The organism is Actinomadura sp. GC306 (assembly GCF_004348665.1).
Classification (GTDB): domain Bacteria; phylum Actinomycetota; class Actinomycetes; order Streptosporangiales; family Streptosporangiaceae; genus Spirillospora.
In genome coordinates, this window is record NZ_SMKM01000157.1 from 1 (window position 1) to 15,612 (window position 15,612).

Consider the following 15,612-nt stretch of genomic DNA (forward strand, 5'->3'; position numbering starts at 1 on the left):
GCCTGAGCTGGGACTAGGTCGGGGAGCGTGGGGAATGTCACTCTCGGGTGTATGTTCATACCGTGGCGCGATTGGTTCTGCATCGCCCTGGACCTGGCGGTTTTCCGCGGGGGAGCATCGGGGTAGGAGAGGTTTGGCGGCCAAGGTGCGCAGTTTGCCCACGTGAAGCCGGTTCATCCGGGCATGCGACGCGCCGACGGTGAACGTTGACCACACCCTGACCGGCACCTACCGTGCTGGTGGAACACCCGTGGTGTAATTCGTCAAACCCCCTTGACGAAGCGCCACGGGATGATAGAAGCCGGAGGTCCGCGTGGCGGTGAGCAGCGGCGAGGGCAAGGCGACCCCCGAGAGGCACATGGCGTCCCGGCGTGCCGGAGAGCAGGGGCTGCTCTTCGACACGCAGGTGTCGGTGCCGCCGGAGGATGTCGGCTACCGCGGCCCGACGGCGTGCGCGGCCGCGGGGATCACCTACCGGCAGCTCGACTACTGGGCGCGCACCAAGCTGGTGGAGCCGAGCGTGCGCGCGGCGCACGGGTCGGGCAGCCAGCGGCTCTACAGTTTCCGCGACATCCTCGTTCTGAAGGTCGTGAAGCGGCTGCTCGACACCGGGGTGTCGTTGCAGCAGATCCGAACGGCCGTCACGCATCTGCGTGATCGGGGCGTGGAGGATCTGGCGCAGATAACGCTCATGAGCGACGGGGTCAGCGTGTACGAGTGCACCTCGGCCGACGAGGTCGTCGACCTGCTCCAGGGCGGGCAGGGCGTGTTCGGCATCGCGCTCGGGCGGGTGTGGCAGGAGGTGGAGGGCAGCCTCGCGGAACTACCCGGTGAGCGCGCCGCCACCGGCGACGCCCCCGCCGAGCACCCCCACGACGAGCTGGCCGGCCGGCGGCGCGCCCGCCGCACCGGCTGACCGCCCCTCAGAGCGCCTCACGGCGCTGCAGATACGCGAACGCCCCCCAGCCCGGCAGGACCGGCAGCCACAGCGTCAGCAGCCGGTAGAGCAGCACCGCGGACGTCGCCGTCTCCGCGGTGAGCCCCGAGATCGTCAGCGCCAGCGTCAGGGCGCCCTCCACCGCACCGAGCCCACCGGGCGTCGGCGCCGCGGACCCCACCGCGTTGGCCGTCAGGAAGACGACCACCACGGTCGTGAGCGGCAGCGAGCCGCCGAACGCGCGGATCGAGGCGTCCAGGCAGAGGACGAACCCCACCGTGAGCAGAAGTGTCCCGCCCATTCCGGTGAGCAGCTTCCGCGGTGTCTGCAGGACGTCCACCAGCCGCGGCAGGACGCCCGAGAACATGCTCCGCAGCCGCGAGGCCACCACCCGCCGGACCCGCGGGACCGTCAGCGCCAGCCCCGCCAGCAGCCCCAGCGACAGCACCACGATCACGATCGTGCGGGACGGCGCGAGGTCCTGGGTGGCCCTGGTCGTCGAGCCCGTGAGGAAGCCGAACAGGACCAGCAGCAGGACGTGGGTGACCAGGCCCACCAGCTGCGACGCGCCGACGCTCGCGACCGCCAGGGCGGGCCGCACACCGGAGCGCTGCAGGTAGCGGGTGTTGACGGCGACGCCGCCGACCGCCGCCGGCGCCACCAGCTTCACGAACGACGCCGCGAGCTGGACGAGCACCGTCCGCCCGAGTGGCAGCCGCTCCGGCACGAACCCCATCAGCATGAACGCCGCCGCCAGGTAGGTCAGCGCCGCCCCGCCCAGCGCGGCGGCCGCCCAGTGCCAGCTCGCCGCGGCCGCCATCGCCGCCACGTCCAGACTCGCCACCTGCGGGATCACGATGTACGCCGCGATCGACAGCGCCACGATGCTGAAGATCGTCCGGGGCCGGAACCGCTCCAGCCGCAGCGGCGCGACCTCCGTCTCCGGCTTCAGCCGGACGATCTGCTCCCGGATGCGGGTCAGCGGCTCCCGGTCGCGGCGCAGCGCCGTCCGGGTCGCCCGGGACAGCGCCACCGGCTGCAGCAGCGGCACCGCCGCCGCCAGCGCCTCCTCGCCCAGCGCGGCCGCGGCCGTGCGCACCGCGCGCTCCGGGCCCGCCCGCAGCGCCAGCGTCGTCAGCAGCTGCGCCAGGTCCAGCCGCAGCGCCAGGTCGCCCGCCGCCGTCTCCCCGGACCGCAGGTCGGTGAGGTAGGCGCGGCCGTCCGCGCCGACGGCGATCGCGCCGTCCTGCAGCCGCCGGTGCGCCAGCCGCCCGGCCTGCATCGCGCGGAACTGCCGCCACACGTCGGCCAGCAGCGCGTCGGTGATCTCGTCGTCGGGGACGTCCGCGAGCCGCCGCCCCGGGACGTGCTCGTACGCCAGCAGCGCCGCCTCCGTGCCGACCTCCGACGTGCCGACCAGGCGGGGGGTGCGCACCCCGGCCGCGGCCACCGCGTAGGCCATCAGCGACTCCTGCTCCAGGGACCGGCGCAGCGACCGCAGCGCCCGCCCGGTCGTGGTGGAGCGGAGCCGCAGCAGCCGCCAGACCCGGTACAGCAGGCCCGCGGTCTGCTGGTCGCGGTCCAGGACGCGCACCTCGAGGTCCCATTCACCGCGCCCGTCCCGGTCTGCGTCCCGGTCTGCGGTGTCGTCCGGGTCCGCGGCGGCCGCGCCGAGGACGACGCCGTACCGGCGGGTCTCCTCACCGCTGTCGGGCGAGTCGTCCAGCCGGACGGCCCGCACCGGGCGCAGCCCGAGCCGCTCCAGCGCCGCGACGACCGCGGTGCCGGGCGGGCGCGGGTTCGGCGTGCCGACCGCGTACAGGGTGCCGTGGCCGATGGCGCGGCCGAGGAAGTAGGTGGCCGCCAGCGCGGCGACCGAGGCGTAGGCGGCGGTCAGCCCGGTCAGCGCGGCCAGCCCGATCATCGTCCAGGTCGCAGCCTGCCACCGGGTGCGCCCGGCCATCCCCACCGCGCTGACGAAGGCGATCACGGGTGCGATGTCGGTGTGGATCGGGGCCGTCTCGGTGCCGCCCCAGATCAGGGAGTCGAGCACCCCGCCGGGAGCCGCCCGCACCGACAGGTCGTCCAGCCCCACCGTGATCCCGAACGCGATCATGGCGGCGAGCAGCGCGATCCCGACGCGGGTGCCGTCCTTGTGGAACAGCCGCACGATCCCGAACGCGATCGGGACCGCCAGCACGCCGAAGCTGGACACGAGCGTGGCCAGCGACAGCAGGATCCGCGGCGCGTGCGCGGTGCCCTCCTGGATGTCGGAGTGCAGGCCGTGCGTCGTCCCCTGCGCGAACGACACCAGCAGCATCACCACCGCCAGGCCCGTCAGCGACGCCGCGAACCGGATCGCGTCGGAGGACCGGCGGATCCGGTACGGCTGCGCGGGCTCGTCGACGGGCACGCCCGCGGCGGCGCCCCGCCGCGGGCGCACCGCCTCGTCGTGGGTCTGCGTCACGCGCCACCGCCGCCCTGACCGTCCGTCATCGTTGATCAGCGTCCCAGAACCGGCGGCGCGCAGTCGAGCGGCCGGCGCCCTCGCGCGCCCGCGTCGGCACGTCGCGGCCCGGTTCGTCCAGCGGCCCGCGGCCCGTCATATCCCAGGTCAAACGTACATAGCCTACTTGCCGGTACCGCGTGGCGCGCTCCGGGGCGCCGGGCCGCGCCGGTCTATTCGACCGCATTTGGGTAGGGTTCGTGGTGGACATGCCGTCGACCCTGGGCGGGAGAGCCCTCGCGCAGCCGGCGCGGGGCGCCGAAGGGGCAACCTCCCCGGAACCTCTCAGGCAAAAGGACCGCCCGGGCGAGGCACCTCTGGAAAGCAGGCGTCGATCCCCGCAGCCGGGGAAGGGCGGCTCACCGAAGGGGAAACCCCGCCGCGCGGGTGAAGCTCTCAGGTGCCGACGACAGAGGGGGAGACCGGCCGCCGGGCCCGCGCCGGCGCCGGGACCTGAGCGACCGCAGCAGCCAGGAGGCTCTCCATGACCGCCCAGTTCTTCGCCCCCGTGGCCTCGCCGCAGCATCCCCGCACCGCGTTCGCCGACCGGCACGTCGGCCCGTCCCCGGACGAGCGGGCCCGGATGCTCGCCGCCATCGGCTACTCCGACGCCGACGCGCTGATCGACGCCGCGGTGCCCGCCGCGATCCGCACCGCCCGCCCCCTCGACCTGCCGCCCGCGCTGAGCGAGAGCGCCGCGCTGGACCGGCTGCGGGAGCTCGCCGCCCGCAACACCGTGCTGACGTCGATGATCGGCCTCGGCTACCACGGGACGATCACCCCGGGCGTCATCATGCGCAACGTCCTGGAGAACCCCGGCTGGTACACCGCCTACACCCCCTACCAGCCCGAGATCTCCCAGGGGCGCCTCGAAGCCCTGCTCAACTTCCAGACGGTCGTCAGCGACCTGACCGGGCTGCCGGTCGCGAACGCCTCCATGCTGGACGAGGGGACCGCCGCCGCCGAGGCGATGGCCCTCGCCCACCGCGTCTCCAAGCGCAAGGACCCCGGCACGTTCCTGATCGACGCCGACGCCCTCCCGCAGACGATCGAGGTCGTGCGGACGCGGGCCGTCCCCCTCGGCATCGAGGTCGTCACCGCCGACCTGTCCGGCGGGCTGCCGGACGGCGACTTCTTCGGCGTGCTGCTGCAGTACCCGGGCGCGTCCGGCGCCGTCCGCGACCTGGAGCCGGTCATCGCGCAGGCCCGCGAGCGCGGCGCCGCGGTCGTCGCCGCCGCCGACCTGCTCGCGCTGACGCTGCTGCGCCCGCCCGGCGAGTCCGGCGCCGACATCGCCGTGGGCTCCGCGCAGCGCCTCGGCGTCCCGTACGGGTTCGGCGGCCCCCACGCCGGCTACATGGCGGTCCGCGAGGGCATCCAGCGGCAGCTGCCGGGACGCCTCGTCGGCGTGTCCGTCGACGCCGACGGCGCCACCGCGCACCGGCTCGCGCTGCAGACCCGCGAGCAGCACATCCGGCGCGAGAAGGCCACCAGCAACATCTGCACCGCGCAGGTGCTGCTCGCCGTCATGGCGAGCATGTACGCCGTCTACCACGGGCCGGAGGGCCTCGCCGCGATCGCCCAGCGGACGCACCGCCGGGCCGCCGAGATCGCCGCCGGCCTGCGCGCGGGCGGCGTGGAGGTCGTCCACGAGGCGTTCTTCGACACCGTCCTCGCCCGCGTCCCCGGCCGCGCCGCGGACGTCGTCGCCGCCGCCCGCGAGCGGGGCGTCAACCTGCGCCGCGCCGACGCCGACCACGTCGGGATCGCCTGCGACGAGACGACCGTGCCCGCGCACGTCACCGCCGTCCTGGAGGCGTTCGGCGTCCCCGCGGACGGCGCCGCCGGGGCCGCCGAGGCGATCCCCGCGGACCTGCGCCGCGAAAGCCCGTACCTCACCCACCCCGTCTTCCACGCGCACCGCTCCGAGACCGCGATGCTCCGCTACCTGCGCAGGCTGCAGGACAAGGACATCGCGCTCGACCGCTCCATGATCCCGCTCGGCTCCTGCACGATGAAGCTGAACGCCACCGCGGAGATGGAGCCGATCACCTGGCCGCAGTTCGCGAACGTCCACCCGTTCGCGCCGGCCGACCAGGCCGCCGGGTACATCGAGCTGATCGGCGAGCTGGAGGACGCGCTCGCCGAGATCACCGGGTACGCGAAGGTGTCCGTCCAGCCGAACGCCGGCTCCCAGGGCGAACTGGCCGGCCTGCTCGCGATCCGCGGGTACCACGCCTCCCGCGGCGAGGCGCACCGCGACGTGTGCCTGATCCCGTCGTCCGCGCACGGCACCAACGCCGCCAGCGCCGTCATGGCCGGGATGCGGGTCGTCGTCGTCACGTGCGACGAGGGCGGCAACGTGGACGTGGACGATCTGCACGCCAAGATCGCCAAGCACGGCGACCGGCTCTCGGCGATCATGGTGACGTACCCGTCCACGCACGGCGTCTTCGAGGAGACGATCACCGACGTGTGCGCGGCCGTGCACGACGCGGGCGGCCAGGTCTACGTGGACGGCGCCAACCTCAACGCCCTCGTCGGCCTCGCCCGGCCCGGCGAGTTCGGCTCCGACGTCTCGCACCTCAACCTGCACAAGACGTTCTGCATCCCGCACGGCGGCGGCGGCCCCGGCGTCGGCCCGATCGGCGTCCGCGAGCACCTGGCCCCGTTCCTGCCGAACCACCCGCTGCGCGCCGAGGCCGGCCCCGAGACCGGCGTCGGCCCGATCTCCGCGGCCCCGTGGGGCTCCGCGGGCATCCTGCCGATCTCCTGGGCGTACATCGCGATGATGGGCCCGGACGGGCTGCGCGCCGCCACCGAGGGCGCCATCATCGGCGCCAACTACCTCGCCGCCCGGCTCGCGCCGCACTACCCGATCCTCTACACCGGCCGCAACGGCCTCGTCGCCCACGAGTGCATCGCCGACCTCCGCAAGATCACCAAGGAGACCGGCGTCACCGCCGAGGACGTCGCCAAGCGCCTCATCGACTACGGCTTCCACGCCCCGACCCTCTCGTTCCCCGTCGCCGGCACCCTCATGATCGAGCCCACCGAGTCCGAGGACCTCGCCGAGCTCGACCGCTTCTGCGACGCCATGATCGAGATCCGCCGGGAGATCCGCCGCGTCGCCGAGGGCGCCTACGACCGCGAGGACAACCCCCTCAAGAACGCCCCGCACACCGCCGCCGCCCTGGTCTCCGACGACTGGAAGCACGCCTACAGCCGGGAGGAGGCGGCCTACCCCCTTCCCGCGCTGCGCGAGAACAAGTACTGGCCCCCCGTCCGCCGGATCGACCAGGCCTACGGCGACCGCAACCTGGTCTGCTCCTGCCCGCCCCCTGACGCCTACGAGGAATGATCCCGGTGAGGCGGTCGGTTCCAGGGGGCCGCCCCCTGGGCGGACACTGCGTTTTGTGATCTTGGTGGGGTTTCGGGTGTCGTCGTGGGACTCCGCGGTGCGGGCTCGCTAGGCTTTCCGGCGACCCCGACCTCCAGAGGGCGAGAGACCGATGAGCGAGTCACCGGAGCGCGTGTCCGACGACCCGGCGCAGGTGTGCGAGGAGGCCCGGAACCTCGCGGAGAACGGCGAGCCCGAACGGGCGGCGGTGCTGTTCGAGGAGGTGCTCGCCCTCGGCGAGACCGACTGCAGGGCGCAGGCCGCCCTCGGTCTCGCGGTCGTCCTGGACGACGCCGGCGACGTGGAGCGGGCGCGGGAGGCGGACCGGGCGGCGATCGCCACCGGCGACCCCGAGTACGGGCCGCGCGCCGCCTACCACCTGGCCCTCACCTACGAGCGGGCGGGCGAGCAGGAGCTCGCCGCGCCCGCCTGGCGGGTGGTGGTCGACTTCGGCAACGCGGCCTACCTCCCGCCCGCGCACCTCGCGCTCGCCCGGATCGCCGACGACGCCGGCGACTTCGGCGCGGCGCGCGAGCACTGGGAGGCGGTGGTCGCGACCGGCGACCCCGAGTACGGGCCGCCCGCCGCGCACGACCTCGCGCAGCGCCTGCTGGAGCGCGGTGACCCGGCGCGCGCCCAGCGGGTCCTGACCGCGGGGCTCAAGCTGATCGACCGGGCCACCGCCCCGTACGCGTACGCGCGGCTCGCCGTCGCGCTCGGGATCTCCTACCTCGACCAGGCGATCGGCGCGTTCGGCGCCGCGCTGGGGGAGGAGCCGCCGGACGCGGAGGTGGGGCCGCTGGCGACCGAGCTGCTCGCGCGGACGCTGCCGCTGCGGGGCCGCGCCGCCGAGGCGGGCGAGGTGTGGCGGCGCGGGCTCGCCGACCCGGGCATCGCGGGGCAGGTCCGGGCCCGGCTGCGCCGCGACTTCGGCGAGGACGCCGATGCCGCCGACCCGGCCGACCTGTGGTGGGAGCCGGTCCTGGAGGAGGCCGCGGCGGACGGGACGCTCCCGGCCGTCACCGGCGAGGCGTTCGGCGCCCTCGACCACATGTACGCGCTGCTCGCCGTCCGGTACGCGGAGGACCCGGCGGAGCGGCGGCCGGGCGAGACGCACGAGGTGCTCGGGAGGGCGGTGCGGGTCCCGGACGCCTACCCGTGGGGCCCGCTGCTGCACGAGAGCTTCGCCGAGCGGCTCCGCCTCGCCATGGGCGGTCCCGGCGCCTGACCCGCCGGGGGGCGGGGCTACGGTGAGCGGCATGGAGATCGTGACGGCGCACGGGCCCGCGCGGGTGGCGCTGGACGAGGCCGCCGCCCCGGCGTTCCTGCTGGTGCTGACGCACGGGTCCAACGGGGGAGTGGACGCGCCCGACCTGCTCGCCGTCCGGGAGACCGCGCTCGGCCTCGGCGGCGCCGTCGTGCGGGTGACGCAGCCGTTCCGGCTCGCCGGCCGCCGCGCGCCGGGGCCCGCTGCCAAGCAGGACGAGGCGTGGCTGGAGGTCGTCGGCCGGATCCGGGAACGGGTGGGCGGCGTCCCGCTCGTGCAGGGCGGCCGGAGCAACGGCGCCCGCGTCGCGTGCCGCACGGCGCGGGCCGCGGGCGCGGTGGGCGTCCTGGCGCTGGCGTTCCCGCTGCACCCGCCGCGGAACCCGGCGAAGAGCCGGGCGGACGAGCTGCGTTCGGCGGGGGCGGAGGTCCTCGTCGTCAACGGCGACCGCGACCCGTTCGGCGTCCCGGACGCGGCGGACGCCGCGCACGTCGAGGTGCTGGCGGGGGAGCGGCACGAGCTGAGCCGGGACCCCGCCGCGGTCGGGAGGGCGGCGGAGCCGTGGCTGCGCAGATGGGCGGCCCGTCCGGTGCGGGCGGGCGGCGGGCGGTAGCGGATCGGCCGGCTTGCGGTGGGTCTGCTCCGGGCCCGGTGCGGGCCCGGACGCGGCGGGTGGGCGGCGTGCCCCCGAGGATGATCACCCGTACGAACTAGTCCCCCGTGGAGACGGTTCAGGCGGCGGACGGAGCCTGCAGGTCCGTCGGCCGGTGCGGTGCGATGACTCCCCCGTCGGGCAGCAGCTCACCGGTGTCCTCGAAGAGCACGACGCCGTTGCACAGCAGGCTCCACCCCTGCTCGGGGTGCGAGGCCAGCGTCCGGGCGGCGTCGCGGTCGGGTGCGTGGTGCGAGGGACAGGGCGGCTGGTGCGGGCACATCGTGTGCCTCCGGTCTCGGTCACTGGTCGGTCGTGGTGCTTGCCTGTATTGACGCACCCAAGTGTGATCTGGTTCGCAGTCACCGGCCATAGCCCGTTGGGAGGGTTGTCCGTTGGTCCGGAGGTACCGGTGATCTGTGACCCCGCTCACCCTGAGGTGCCAGGCAATAGCGTCCCTCCCCGACGTAACGGACGAAGAACGACACGCCGACGGGACGGAAAACCGCTGCGATCTCCGGCGGTCAGCGGACGCCGCCGATGACGAGGTCGAGGCCGGCGGTGAAGCGGGCGTCCCAGTCGACGGCGCGGTCGGCGCCGTCCTCGCGGGTGTCGCGGACCTCCAGCGCGGCGTGGCCGATGACGTAGCCCAGCAGGGTGTGCGCCGCGACCCCGGCCGTGGCGTCGGCGACGCCGCCGCGGCGCAGGACCTCCCGCAGGGACGCGGCCGTGACGGTGAGCGCGGTGGGGTTGCGGCGGGTGACGAGCAGGGGCAGGACGCCGGCGTGCGCCAGCAGCCGCTCGCGGTAGCCGGCCGCCCAGGCGCGCAGGACGTCCCGCCAGTTCGCCGCCGACGTGCCGTCCGGCTCGGCGGGGGCGGAGGCGACGTGGGTGACGAGCCCGTCGAGGAGCTGCTCCTTGCCGCGGGGGAGGTGATGGTAGATCGCCATCGCCTCGACCTCCAGCGCGTCGCCGAGCCGGCGCATGGTGAGCCGGCCGAGGCCCTGGCCGTCGACGATCCGCAGGGCGGCCTCGATGATGCGTTCGGTGGACAGTGGCGTGCGGTGCTGCGCGTTGATGCTCGGCTGCCTGACCATGAGCACTGACCTTACTGCGTAAAGGGCCGAAGCCGGGTGTCCGGGGCCGCGACACGCCCGCGGCCCGCGTACGCTGGCCCTCGACCTGTTGTCGAAGACCGCCGAGGGAGTACCACCATGCCGCTGGGCCGACGGGTGAGCAAGGACGTCGCGGAGCTGTACGAGGCCGACCGGCGGCTGGCGGACGAGTACGAGGCGCGGGTGGCGGCGGCCGGCGAGGCGGAGCGGGTGCTGCGCGACGCGCAGGGCGAGGGCGTGCCCGAGCGGGAGCTGCGCGAGCTGACGGTCGCGTTCGACAAGGCGCTGACGGCGGCGCTGGCCGCGGCGGAGGCGGCCGAGCGGGTCGCGATGGGGCCGCGGACGTACGCCACCGACAAGCAGGACGCCAAGACCCGCCGCACCGCGGAGATCAATGCCCGCAAGGCCAAGGCGCGCCCGGCGGTGCGCCCGTGGACGGACGAGGTCGACCGGCTGCGCACGGCCCGCGAGGTGCACCGGTTCGGGTACCGGCCGCGGCCCGAGGTGCTCGCCTGAGCCGCCCGGACGTGTGACGACACAGCGTCACCGGGTGGCACGGGCCACCGAACTTTGAGAGTCTGCCCTCTCGGGGAACGCCGGGGGAGCCCCGCGCCGCATGTCGCACCACCGCGACGGGCGCGGCCGCGCCCCGGCGGAGAGGGCACACGCTGCTCTGGACGCGGGGGGAAGTCACGTGGAGCGCACGCCACCGGACCGGTGCCGCGTTCTCGAGTGCTACCAGGACGGGGTGCGCGCGATCCGGGAGCTGGCGGAGCGGGCCGCCGACTGGGAGGCGCCGACGCCGTGCCCGGACTGGCGGCTGGTCGACCTGGCCGGGCACCTGCGGTGCGTCGCGGAGAACTTCCTGGAGTACCTGCAGGACGCGCCCGACAGCAGGCTGGCCACCCTGTTCGCCCGGGACGCCGCGGCGGCGGTGCTGATCCGGCAGCAGGCGCGGCAGAACGCGGCCGAGCTGGCGGTGCTGCCGCCCGAGCCGGGCCCGGCGCGGATCATGGCGTTCGGGGTGTCGGCCGGCGCCTACGCGGACCTGATGCCCGACATGTGGGACCGGACGCACCTGATCTACCGGGGCACGAAGTACACCGTCGGCGACCACGCGGGCGCGGCCTGCGTGGAGTGGCACCTGCACGCCTGGGACATGGCGCGCGCCATGGGGGAGACGTACCAGCCGCGCGACCCGGACCTGCTGGTGTCGGCGTGGCATTGGGGCGTGCCGCACCTGCCGCTGGCGGCGGGGGACGCGTGGGAGTCGGTGCTGCGCTCGTCGGGCCGGTCGCCCCGGTGGCCGGACCCCGCGGAGGGGCCCGGCCGGGTGCGGGGCCGGCGCGCGGGCCGGGCGGCGCAGGCGGCGCGTGGCGTCAGACGCCCTCCGGCCGCCCCGGACGGGGCCGCAGGTAGACCAGCCAGGTGATGGCGCAGCACACGGCGTAGAAGGCGATGAACGCCAGGTACGCGCCGTCGCCCGTCCCGTAGGCCTGGAACGACTGGCGGAAGGCGATGTTGACCAGCACGCCGCCGAAGGCGCCGACGGCGCCCGCGATGCCGATGAGCGCGCCGGAGAGGCGGCGGGCCTCGTGCTCGGCGGCCCGCGGGTCGCCGCCGTCCGCGACGGCGCGGCCGGCCTTCGCGCGGAAGATCGCGGGGATCATCTTGTAGGTCGAGCCGTTGCCGGCGCCGCTGAAGACGAACAGCAGGACGAAACCGGTGAGGAACAGCGCCAGCGACCCGCGCAGCGAGGCGGTCAGCACCAGGCCCGCGGACCCGGCCATCGCGACGAATGTCCAGAAGGTGACCGCGGCGCCGCCGAGCCGGTCGGCGAGCCAGCCCCCGGCGGGCCGGGCGACGGAGCCGAGCGCCGGGCCGAGGAACGTCAGGCCGGCGGCCTTGACGGGGGTGTCGAACTCGGCGGCGAACTGCACCTGCAGGACCTGCCCGAACGCGAAGCCGAACCCGATGAACGAGCCGAAGGTGCCGATGTAGAGCGTGGACATGATCCAGGTGTGGGCGTCGCGGCAGGCGTCGCGCATGGCGCGGCGGTCGTTGCGGACCTGGGTCAGGTTGTCCATGTAGAGCGCGGAGGCCAGCGCGGCGAGGACGATGAGGGGGATGTAGACGCCGGCGACGAGCCCGGGGTGGTCCCTGCCGGCGGTGGCGAGGACGAGCAGGCCGACGAGCTGGACGACGGCGACGCCGAGGTTGCCGCCGCCCGCGTTGATGCCGAGCGCCCGTCCCTTGAGGTGCTGCGGGTAGAAGGCGTTGATGTTCGCCATCGAGGACGCGAAGTTCCCGCCGCCGACGCCGGCGGTGGCCGCCAGGATCAGCAGCGTGGTGTAGGAGACGCCGGGCCGGATGAGGAACGCGGCGGCGACGGCGGGCACGAGCAGCAGCGCCGCGCTGAAGACCGTCCAGTTGCGTCCGCCGAACCGGGCGACGGCGAGGGTGTAGGGGATCCGCAGCGCGGAGCCGATGAGCGCCGGGACGGCGGTGAGGGTGAACTTGCCGGCCGGGTCGATGCCGTAGGCCGGGCCGAGGAACAGCACCAGCACCGACCACAGCGTCCACACCGAGAACCCGATGTGCTCGGCGAAGATCGAGAAGGCGAGGTTGCGGCGGGCGACGCGGGCGCCGCCGGCTGCCCAGAACGCGGGGTCCTCGGGCCGCCAGTCGCCGATCCGGCGGCCTCGCGGCGGGCGGCCGCCCTCGCGGAGGCCGGGCGGGGTGGTGAGGGTCATCGCTTCTCCCTTGGGTCGCTGAGCGGGCACGACCGTAGGAGCGCGGAGTTTCACCGCCGTGTGAGCGGTCATACGGATCGGATAACTCCGCCGCACAGCGCGACTCCGCTGGCTGTGAGGCGGGACCGGCCCGGGACCGCCCGGGCGGGACGGAGACCGCGACGCGCGGGGGAACGGAGACGAGACCGATGGCGAAGTGCGAGGTGTGCGGCAACGACTACGCGATGGCCTTCGAGGTGCACGCGCAGGGCGAGGTCCACACGTTCGACTCGTTCGAGTGCGCGATCACCCGGATGGCGCCGGTCTGCGAGCACTGCCAGTGCCGCATCATCGGGCACGGCGTGGACGTGGACGGCCACTTCTACTGCTGCGCGCACTGCGCCCGCGCCGCCGACCCGGAGCGCGGGAAGCAGGCCAGGGACGCGGTGCCCGCCTGAGGGACGCGGCACCGGCACGGGGAGCCGGGTCCGGGGGTGCGGGGCCCGGCGCCGGCCGGAGCGTGTCCGCCCCGGCCGGACTCGTCCTCGCGGACGGTACGGCCGGTGGGCTGGGCGGTCAGCCGGGCGGTCGGCCCGGCGGGGCGCCGAAGGGCTGCTCGCGGCCGTCTTCAAGGTAGACGGCGCGGCCCGTGGCCATGGCGCGCAGGCTGGGTTCCATCCGGCGCGCCACGTGCGGCGGCGCCAGCTCGGGGATCTTCTCGGGGGCGGCGAGGATGTGGTCGGACAGCTCCTCGGGCGGCAGCCGGATCCGGGCGATCTCCGCGCCGGTGATCGTGCCGCCGAACACGAACACGTTGACGGCGTCGACGCCGTCGGCGCGCGGGGAGCCCCAGTCGACGCAGGCGAGGCCGTCCAGCCGGGGGACGAGCCCGAGCTCCTCCATGCACTCGCGGACACAGGCCGACAGGGGGGACTCGTCGGCCTCGATCACGCCGCCGGGCAGGTACCAGCCCTCGCTGTAGGTGGGTTTGACCAGCAGGACCCGCCCGAGGTCGTCCAGGAGGAGCGCCGCCGCGGCGCCGCGGGAGCGCGGCAGGGAGGCGTAGTAAGCAAGGTCGGGCATGTACCGAGATTAGGCGTGATCATCACCGGGTCGCCGGGGCCGGGCGGGGGCCGGGGCCGCTTCCGTTCGGAAGATCACCGCGGCGCCGTGAATCCGTTCGAGAACCGGGTGAACGGCGACGAAACGGCCATGACCGGGGTCGACAACGCTTGACACGAGCCCGTCAAGGCCGTCCGGCCCCGGGTGAACGGGGGCCGTGAACCGTATTTAACGCCCGGGTCACACCGGGGACCCGCGTGCGAAACGGCGCCCGCCGAGTCTCGGGCGCATGATGGGGACTCCTGCGCACTGCCCGTACTGCGCCCTGCAATGCGGTATGACCCTGACCCCGGACGCCGCGGGGACGGGCGGGACCGCGCTGCGGGTGACGCCTCGCGACGACGTGCCCGCCAACCGCGGCGGGCTGTGCCAGAAGGGCTGGACGGCGGCGGACGTGCTGACCGTCCCCGACCGGCTGACCACGCCGCTGATGCGCCGCACCCGGGACGCGCCGCTGGAGCCCTGCACGTGGGACGAGGCGCTCGACCGGATCACGGCGGAGATCACGCGGCTGCGGGCGCTGCGGGGCCCGGACGCGGTCGCGGTGTTCGGCGGCGGCGGCCTGACCAACGAGAAGGCGTACCAGCTCGGCAAGTTCGCGCGGATCGCGCTCGGCACCTCGCAGATCGACTACAACGGCCGGTTCTGCATGTCGTCGGCCGCGGCGGCGTCCGGCCGGGCGTTCGGCATGGACCGGGGGCTGCCCGGCCCGGTCACGGACCTGGCCGCGTCCGGAGCCGTGCTGCTCGCCGGGGGGAACGTCGCCGAGACGATGCCGCCGTTCATGCGGCACCTGACCGAGATGCAGGAGGCCGGCGGCGCGCTGATCGTCGTCGACCCGCGGCGCACCGCCACGGCCCGCCGGGCCGACCTGCACCTGCAGCCCGCGCCCGGCACCGACATCGCCCTGGCCAACGGGCTGCTGCACCTGGTGCTCGCCGAGGGCCTGGCCGACGAGGACTACATCGCCGGCCGCACCAGCGGGTTCGACGCCGTCCGGACGGTCGTGAACGCCTACTGGCCCGGCCGGGTCGAGCGGATCACCGGCGTGCCCGTGCCGCGGCTGCGCGAGGCCGTCCGGCTGCTGGCCCGCGCCCCGCGCGCGCACGTGCTCACCGCGCGGGGCGCCGAGCAGCACGCCCGCGGCACCGACATGGTGGGCGCGTTCATCAACCTGGCGCTGGCGCTCGGGCTGCCGGGCCGCGCGGGCTCGGGCTACGGGTGCCTGACCGGGCAGGGCAACGGGCAGGGCGGCCGCGAGCACGGGCAGAAGGCCGACCAGCTGCCCGGCTACCGGCGCATCGACGACCCGGCGGCCCGCGCCCACGTCGCGGAGGTGTGGGGCGTCGACCCGGACGTCCTGCCGGGGCCGGGCCGCTCGGCGTACGAGCTGCTGTCGGCACTGGGCACCGACGGCGGGCCGCGGGCGCTGCTGCTGTTCGGGTCCAACCCGGTGGTGTCGGCGCCGCGCGCCGCGGCCGTGCGGGACCGGCTCGATGCCCTCGACCTGCTGGTGGCGGCCGACTTCGTGCCCTCGGAGACCGCGCGGCTCGCCGACGTGGTGCTGCCGACGGCGCAGTGGGCCGAGGAGTCCGGGACGATGACGAACCTGGAGGGCCGGGTCCTGCGGCGGCGCCGGGCGCTCCCGCCGCCGGACGGCGTCCGCACCGACCTGGAGATCATCGCCGCGCTGGCCGGGCGGCTCGGGGCGCCGGGCAAGTGGAGCACCGACCCGGCGGAGGTGTTCGGCGAGCTGCGCCGCGCCAGCGCGGGCGGCGCCGCCGACTACTCCGGCATCACCTACGAGCGGATCGAGGCGGAGGGCGGGGTGTTCTGGCCCTGCCCGGCGGAGGACCACCCCGGCACCCCGCGCCCCTACCT

Annotated in this window: 14 protein-coding genes and 1 riboswitch; of the genes, 9 read left to right on the forward strand and 5 right to left on the reverse strand. The window is 75.0% G+C overall.

Translation table 11 applies throughout. The annotated features are described in order from the left end of the window. Positions 1 to 313 precede the first annotated feature (313 nt). A complete protein-coding gene (locus tag E1200_RS20965) occupies positions 314 to 916 on the forward strand; it encodes a MerR family transcriptional regulator (RefSeq protein ID WP_131953757.1) in 603 nt (200 codons plus the stop codon). A gap of 7 nt (positions 917 to 923) precedes the next feature. Here E1200_RS20965 and E1200_RS20970 read toward each other — a convergent pair whose 3' ends face one another. Beyond that, positions 924 to 3,404 (reverse strand): lysylphosphatidylglycerol synthase transmembrane domain-containing protein, encoded by a 2,481-nt coding sequence (locus tag E1200_RS20970; RefSeq protein WP_207933466.1) that lies wholly within the window; start codon positions 3,402 to 3,404, stop codon positions 924 to 926. A 255-nt stretch (positions 3,405 to 3,659) separates the two neighbouring features. Beyond that, a riboswitch (glycine riboswitch) is annotated at positions 3,660 to 3,754 on the forward strand. Positions 3,755 to 3,927: 173 nt separating this feature from the next. Here E1200_RS20970 and gcvP point away from each other — a divergent pair. The 3 genes from gcvP to E1200_RS20985 all read left to right on the forward strand — a co-directional run bounded on the left by gcvP (position 3,928) and on the right by E1200_RS20985 (position 8,723). Then, complete coding sequence (gene gcvP / locus E1200_RS20975; protein WP_131953758.1) at positions 3,928 to 6,804, forward strand: aminomethyl-transferring glycine dehydrogenase; 2,877 nt, start codon at positions 3,928 to 3,930, stop codon at positions 6,802 to 6,804. Between the two features lie 151 nt (positions 6,805 to 6,955). Then, positions 6,956 to 8,071 (forward strand): tetratricopeptide repeat protein, encoded by a 1,116-nt coding sequence (locus E1200_RS20980; protein ID WP_131953759.1) that lies wholly within the window; start codon positions 6,956 to 6,958, stop codon positions 8,069 to 8,071. A 31-nt stretch (positions 8,072 to 8,102) separates the two neighbouring features. After that, positions 8,103 to 8,723 (forward strand): alpha/beta family hydrolase, encoded by a 621-nt coding sequence (locus tag E1200_RS20985; RefSeq protein WP_131953760.1) that lies wholly within the window; start codon positions 8,103 to 8,105, stop codon positions 8,721 to 8,723. 118 nt (positions 8,724 to 8,841) lie between these two features. On the opposite strand, the gene E1200_RS20990 is transcribed toward E1200_RS20985, so the two are convergent. After that, positions 8,842 to 9,045 (reverse strand): DUF5999 family protein, encoded by a 204-nt coding sequence (locus E1200_RS20990; RefSeq protein WP_131953761.1) that lies wholly within the window; start codon positions 9,043 to 9,045, stop codon positions 8,842 to 8,844. A 241-nt stretch (positions 9,046 to 9,286) separates the two neighbouring features. Continuing rightward, positions 9,287 to 9,859, reverse strand: a complete 573-nt coding sequence (locus E1200_RS20995) for a TetR family transcriptional regulator (protein ID WP_131953762.1) — start codon at positions 9,857 to 9,859, stop codon at positions 9,287 to 9,289. A 117-nt stretch (positions 9,860 to 9,976) separates the two neighbouring features. Between E1200_RS20995 and E1200_RS21000 the strand changes: the two genes are divergently transcribed. Next, positions 9,977 to 10,393 (forward strand): plectin, encoded by a 417-nt coding sequence (locus E1200_RS21000; RefSeq protein ID WP_131953763.1) that lies wholly within the window; start codon positions 9,977 to 9,979, stop codon positions 10,391 to 10,393. A 178-nt stretch (positions 10,394 to 10,571) separates the two neighbouring features. Continuing rightward, on the forward strand, positions 10,572 to 11,309 hold the full coding sequence (locus E1200_RS21005; RefSeq protein ID WP_131953764.1) for a maleylpyruvate isomerase N-terminal domain-containing protein: 738 nt from the start codon (positions 10,572 to 10,574) through the stop codon (positions 11,307 to 11,309). On the opposite strand, the gene E1200_RS21010 is transcribed toward E1200_RS21005, so the two are convergent. Continuing rightward, entirely contained in the window at positions 11,257 to 12,630 is a 1,374-nt protein-coding gene (locus E1200_RS21010; protein WP_131953765.1) for a nitrate/nitrite transporter, read from the reverse strand. The genes E1200_RS21005 and E1200_RS21010 overlap by 53 nt on opposite strands. Positions 12,631 to 12,818: 188 nt before the next feature. Between E1200_RS21010 and E1200_RS21015 the strand changes: the two genes are divergently transcribed. Further along, positions 12,819 to 13,067 carry a hypothetical protein gene (locus E1200_RS21015; protein ID WP_131953766.1) on the forward strand — a complete coding sequence of 83 codons (249 nt, stop codon included), beginning with the start codon at positions 12,819 to 12,821 and terminating at the stop codon, positions 13,065 to 13,067. 118 nt (positions 13,068 to 13,185) lie between these two features. Here E1200_RS21015 and E1200_RS21020 read toward each other — a convergent pair whose 3' ends face one another. Continuing rightward, complete coding sequence (locus E1200_RS21020; RefSeq protein WP_131953767.1) at positions 13,186 to 13,692, reverse strand: NUDIX hydrolase; 507 nt, start codon at positions 13,690 to 13,692, stop codon at positions 13,186 to 13,188. Positions 13,693 to 13,707: 15 nt separating this feature from the next. Here E1200_RS21020 and E1200_RS33855 point away from each other — a divergent pair, with 15 nt between their 5' ends. Further along, positions 13,708 to 13,845, forward strand: a complete 138-nt coding sequence (locus tag E1200_RS33855; protein WP_165950396.1) for a hypothetical protein — start codon at positions 13,708 to 13,710, stop codon at positions 13,843 to 13,845. 163 nt (positions 13,846 to 14,008) lie between these two features. Continuing rightward, positions 14,009 to 15,612, forward strand: a 1,604-nt coding sequence (locus tag E1200_RS21025) for a molybdopterin-dependent oxidoreductase (RefSeq protein WP_243708728.1), incomplete at its 3' end; no start/stop codon positions are given.

Coding starts and splice junctions, on each gene's coding strand:
- gcvP (WP_131953758.1), top strand. CDS start 3,928: ATGACCGCCCAGTTCTTCGCCCCCGTGGCCTCGCCGCAGCATCCCCGC.
- E1200_RS20980 (WP_131953759.1), top strand. CDS start 6,956: ATGAGCGAGTCACCGGAGCGCGTGTCCGACGACCCGGCGCAGGTGTGC.
- E1200_RS20985 (WP_131953760.1), top strand. CDS start 8,103: ATGGAGATCGTGACGGCGCACGGGCCCGCGCGGGTGGCGCTGGACGAG.
- E1200_RS20990 (WP_131953761.1), bottom strand. CDS start 9,045: ATGTGCCCGCACCAGCCGCCCTGTCCCTCGCACCACGCACCCGACCGC.
- E1200_RS20995 (WP_131953762.1), bottom strand. CDS start 9,859: ATGGTCAGGCAGCCGAGCATCAACGCGCAGCACCGCACGCCACTGTCC.
- E1200_RS21000 (WP_131953763.1), top strand. CDS start 9,977: ATGCCGCTGGGCCGACGGGTGAGCAAGGACGTCGCGGAGCTGTACGAG.
- E1200_RS21010 (WP_131953765.1), bottom strand. CDS start 12,630: ATGACCCTCACCACCCCGCCCGGCCTCCGCGAGGGCGGCCGCCCGCCG.
- E1200_RS21015 (WP_131953766.1), top strand. CDS start 12,819: ATGGCGAAGTGCGAGGTGTGCGGCAACGACTACGCGATGGCCTTCGAG.
- E1200_RS21020 (WP_131953767.1), bottom strand. CDS start 13,692: ATGCCCGACCTTGCTTACTACGCCTCCCTGCCGCGCTCCCGCGGCGCC.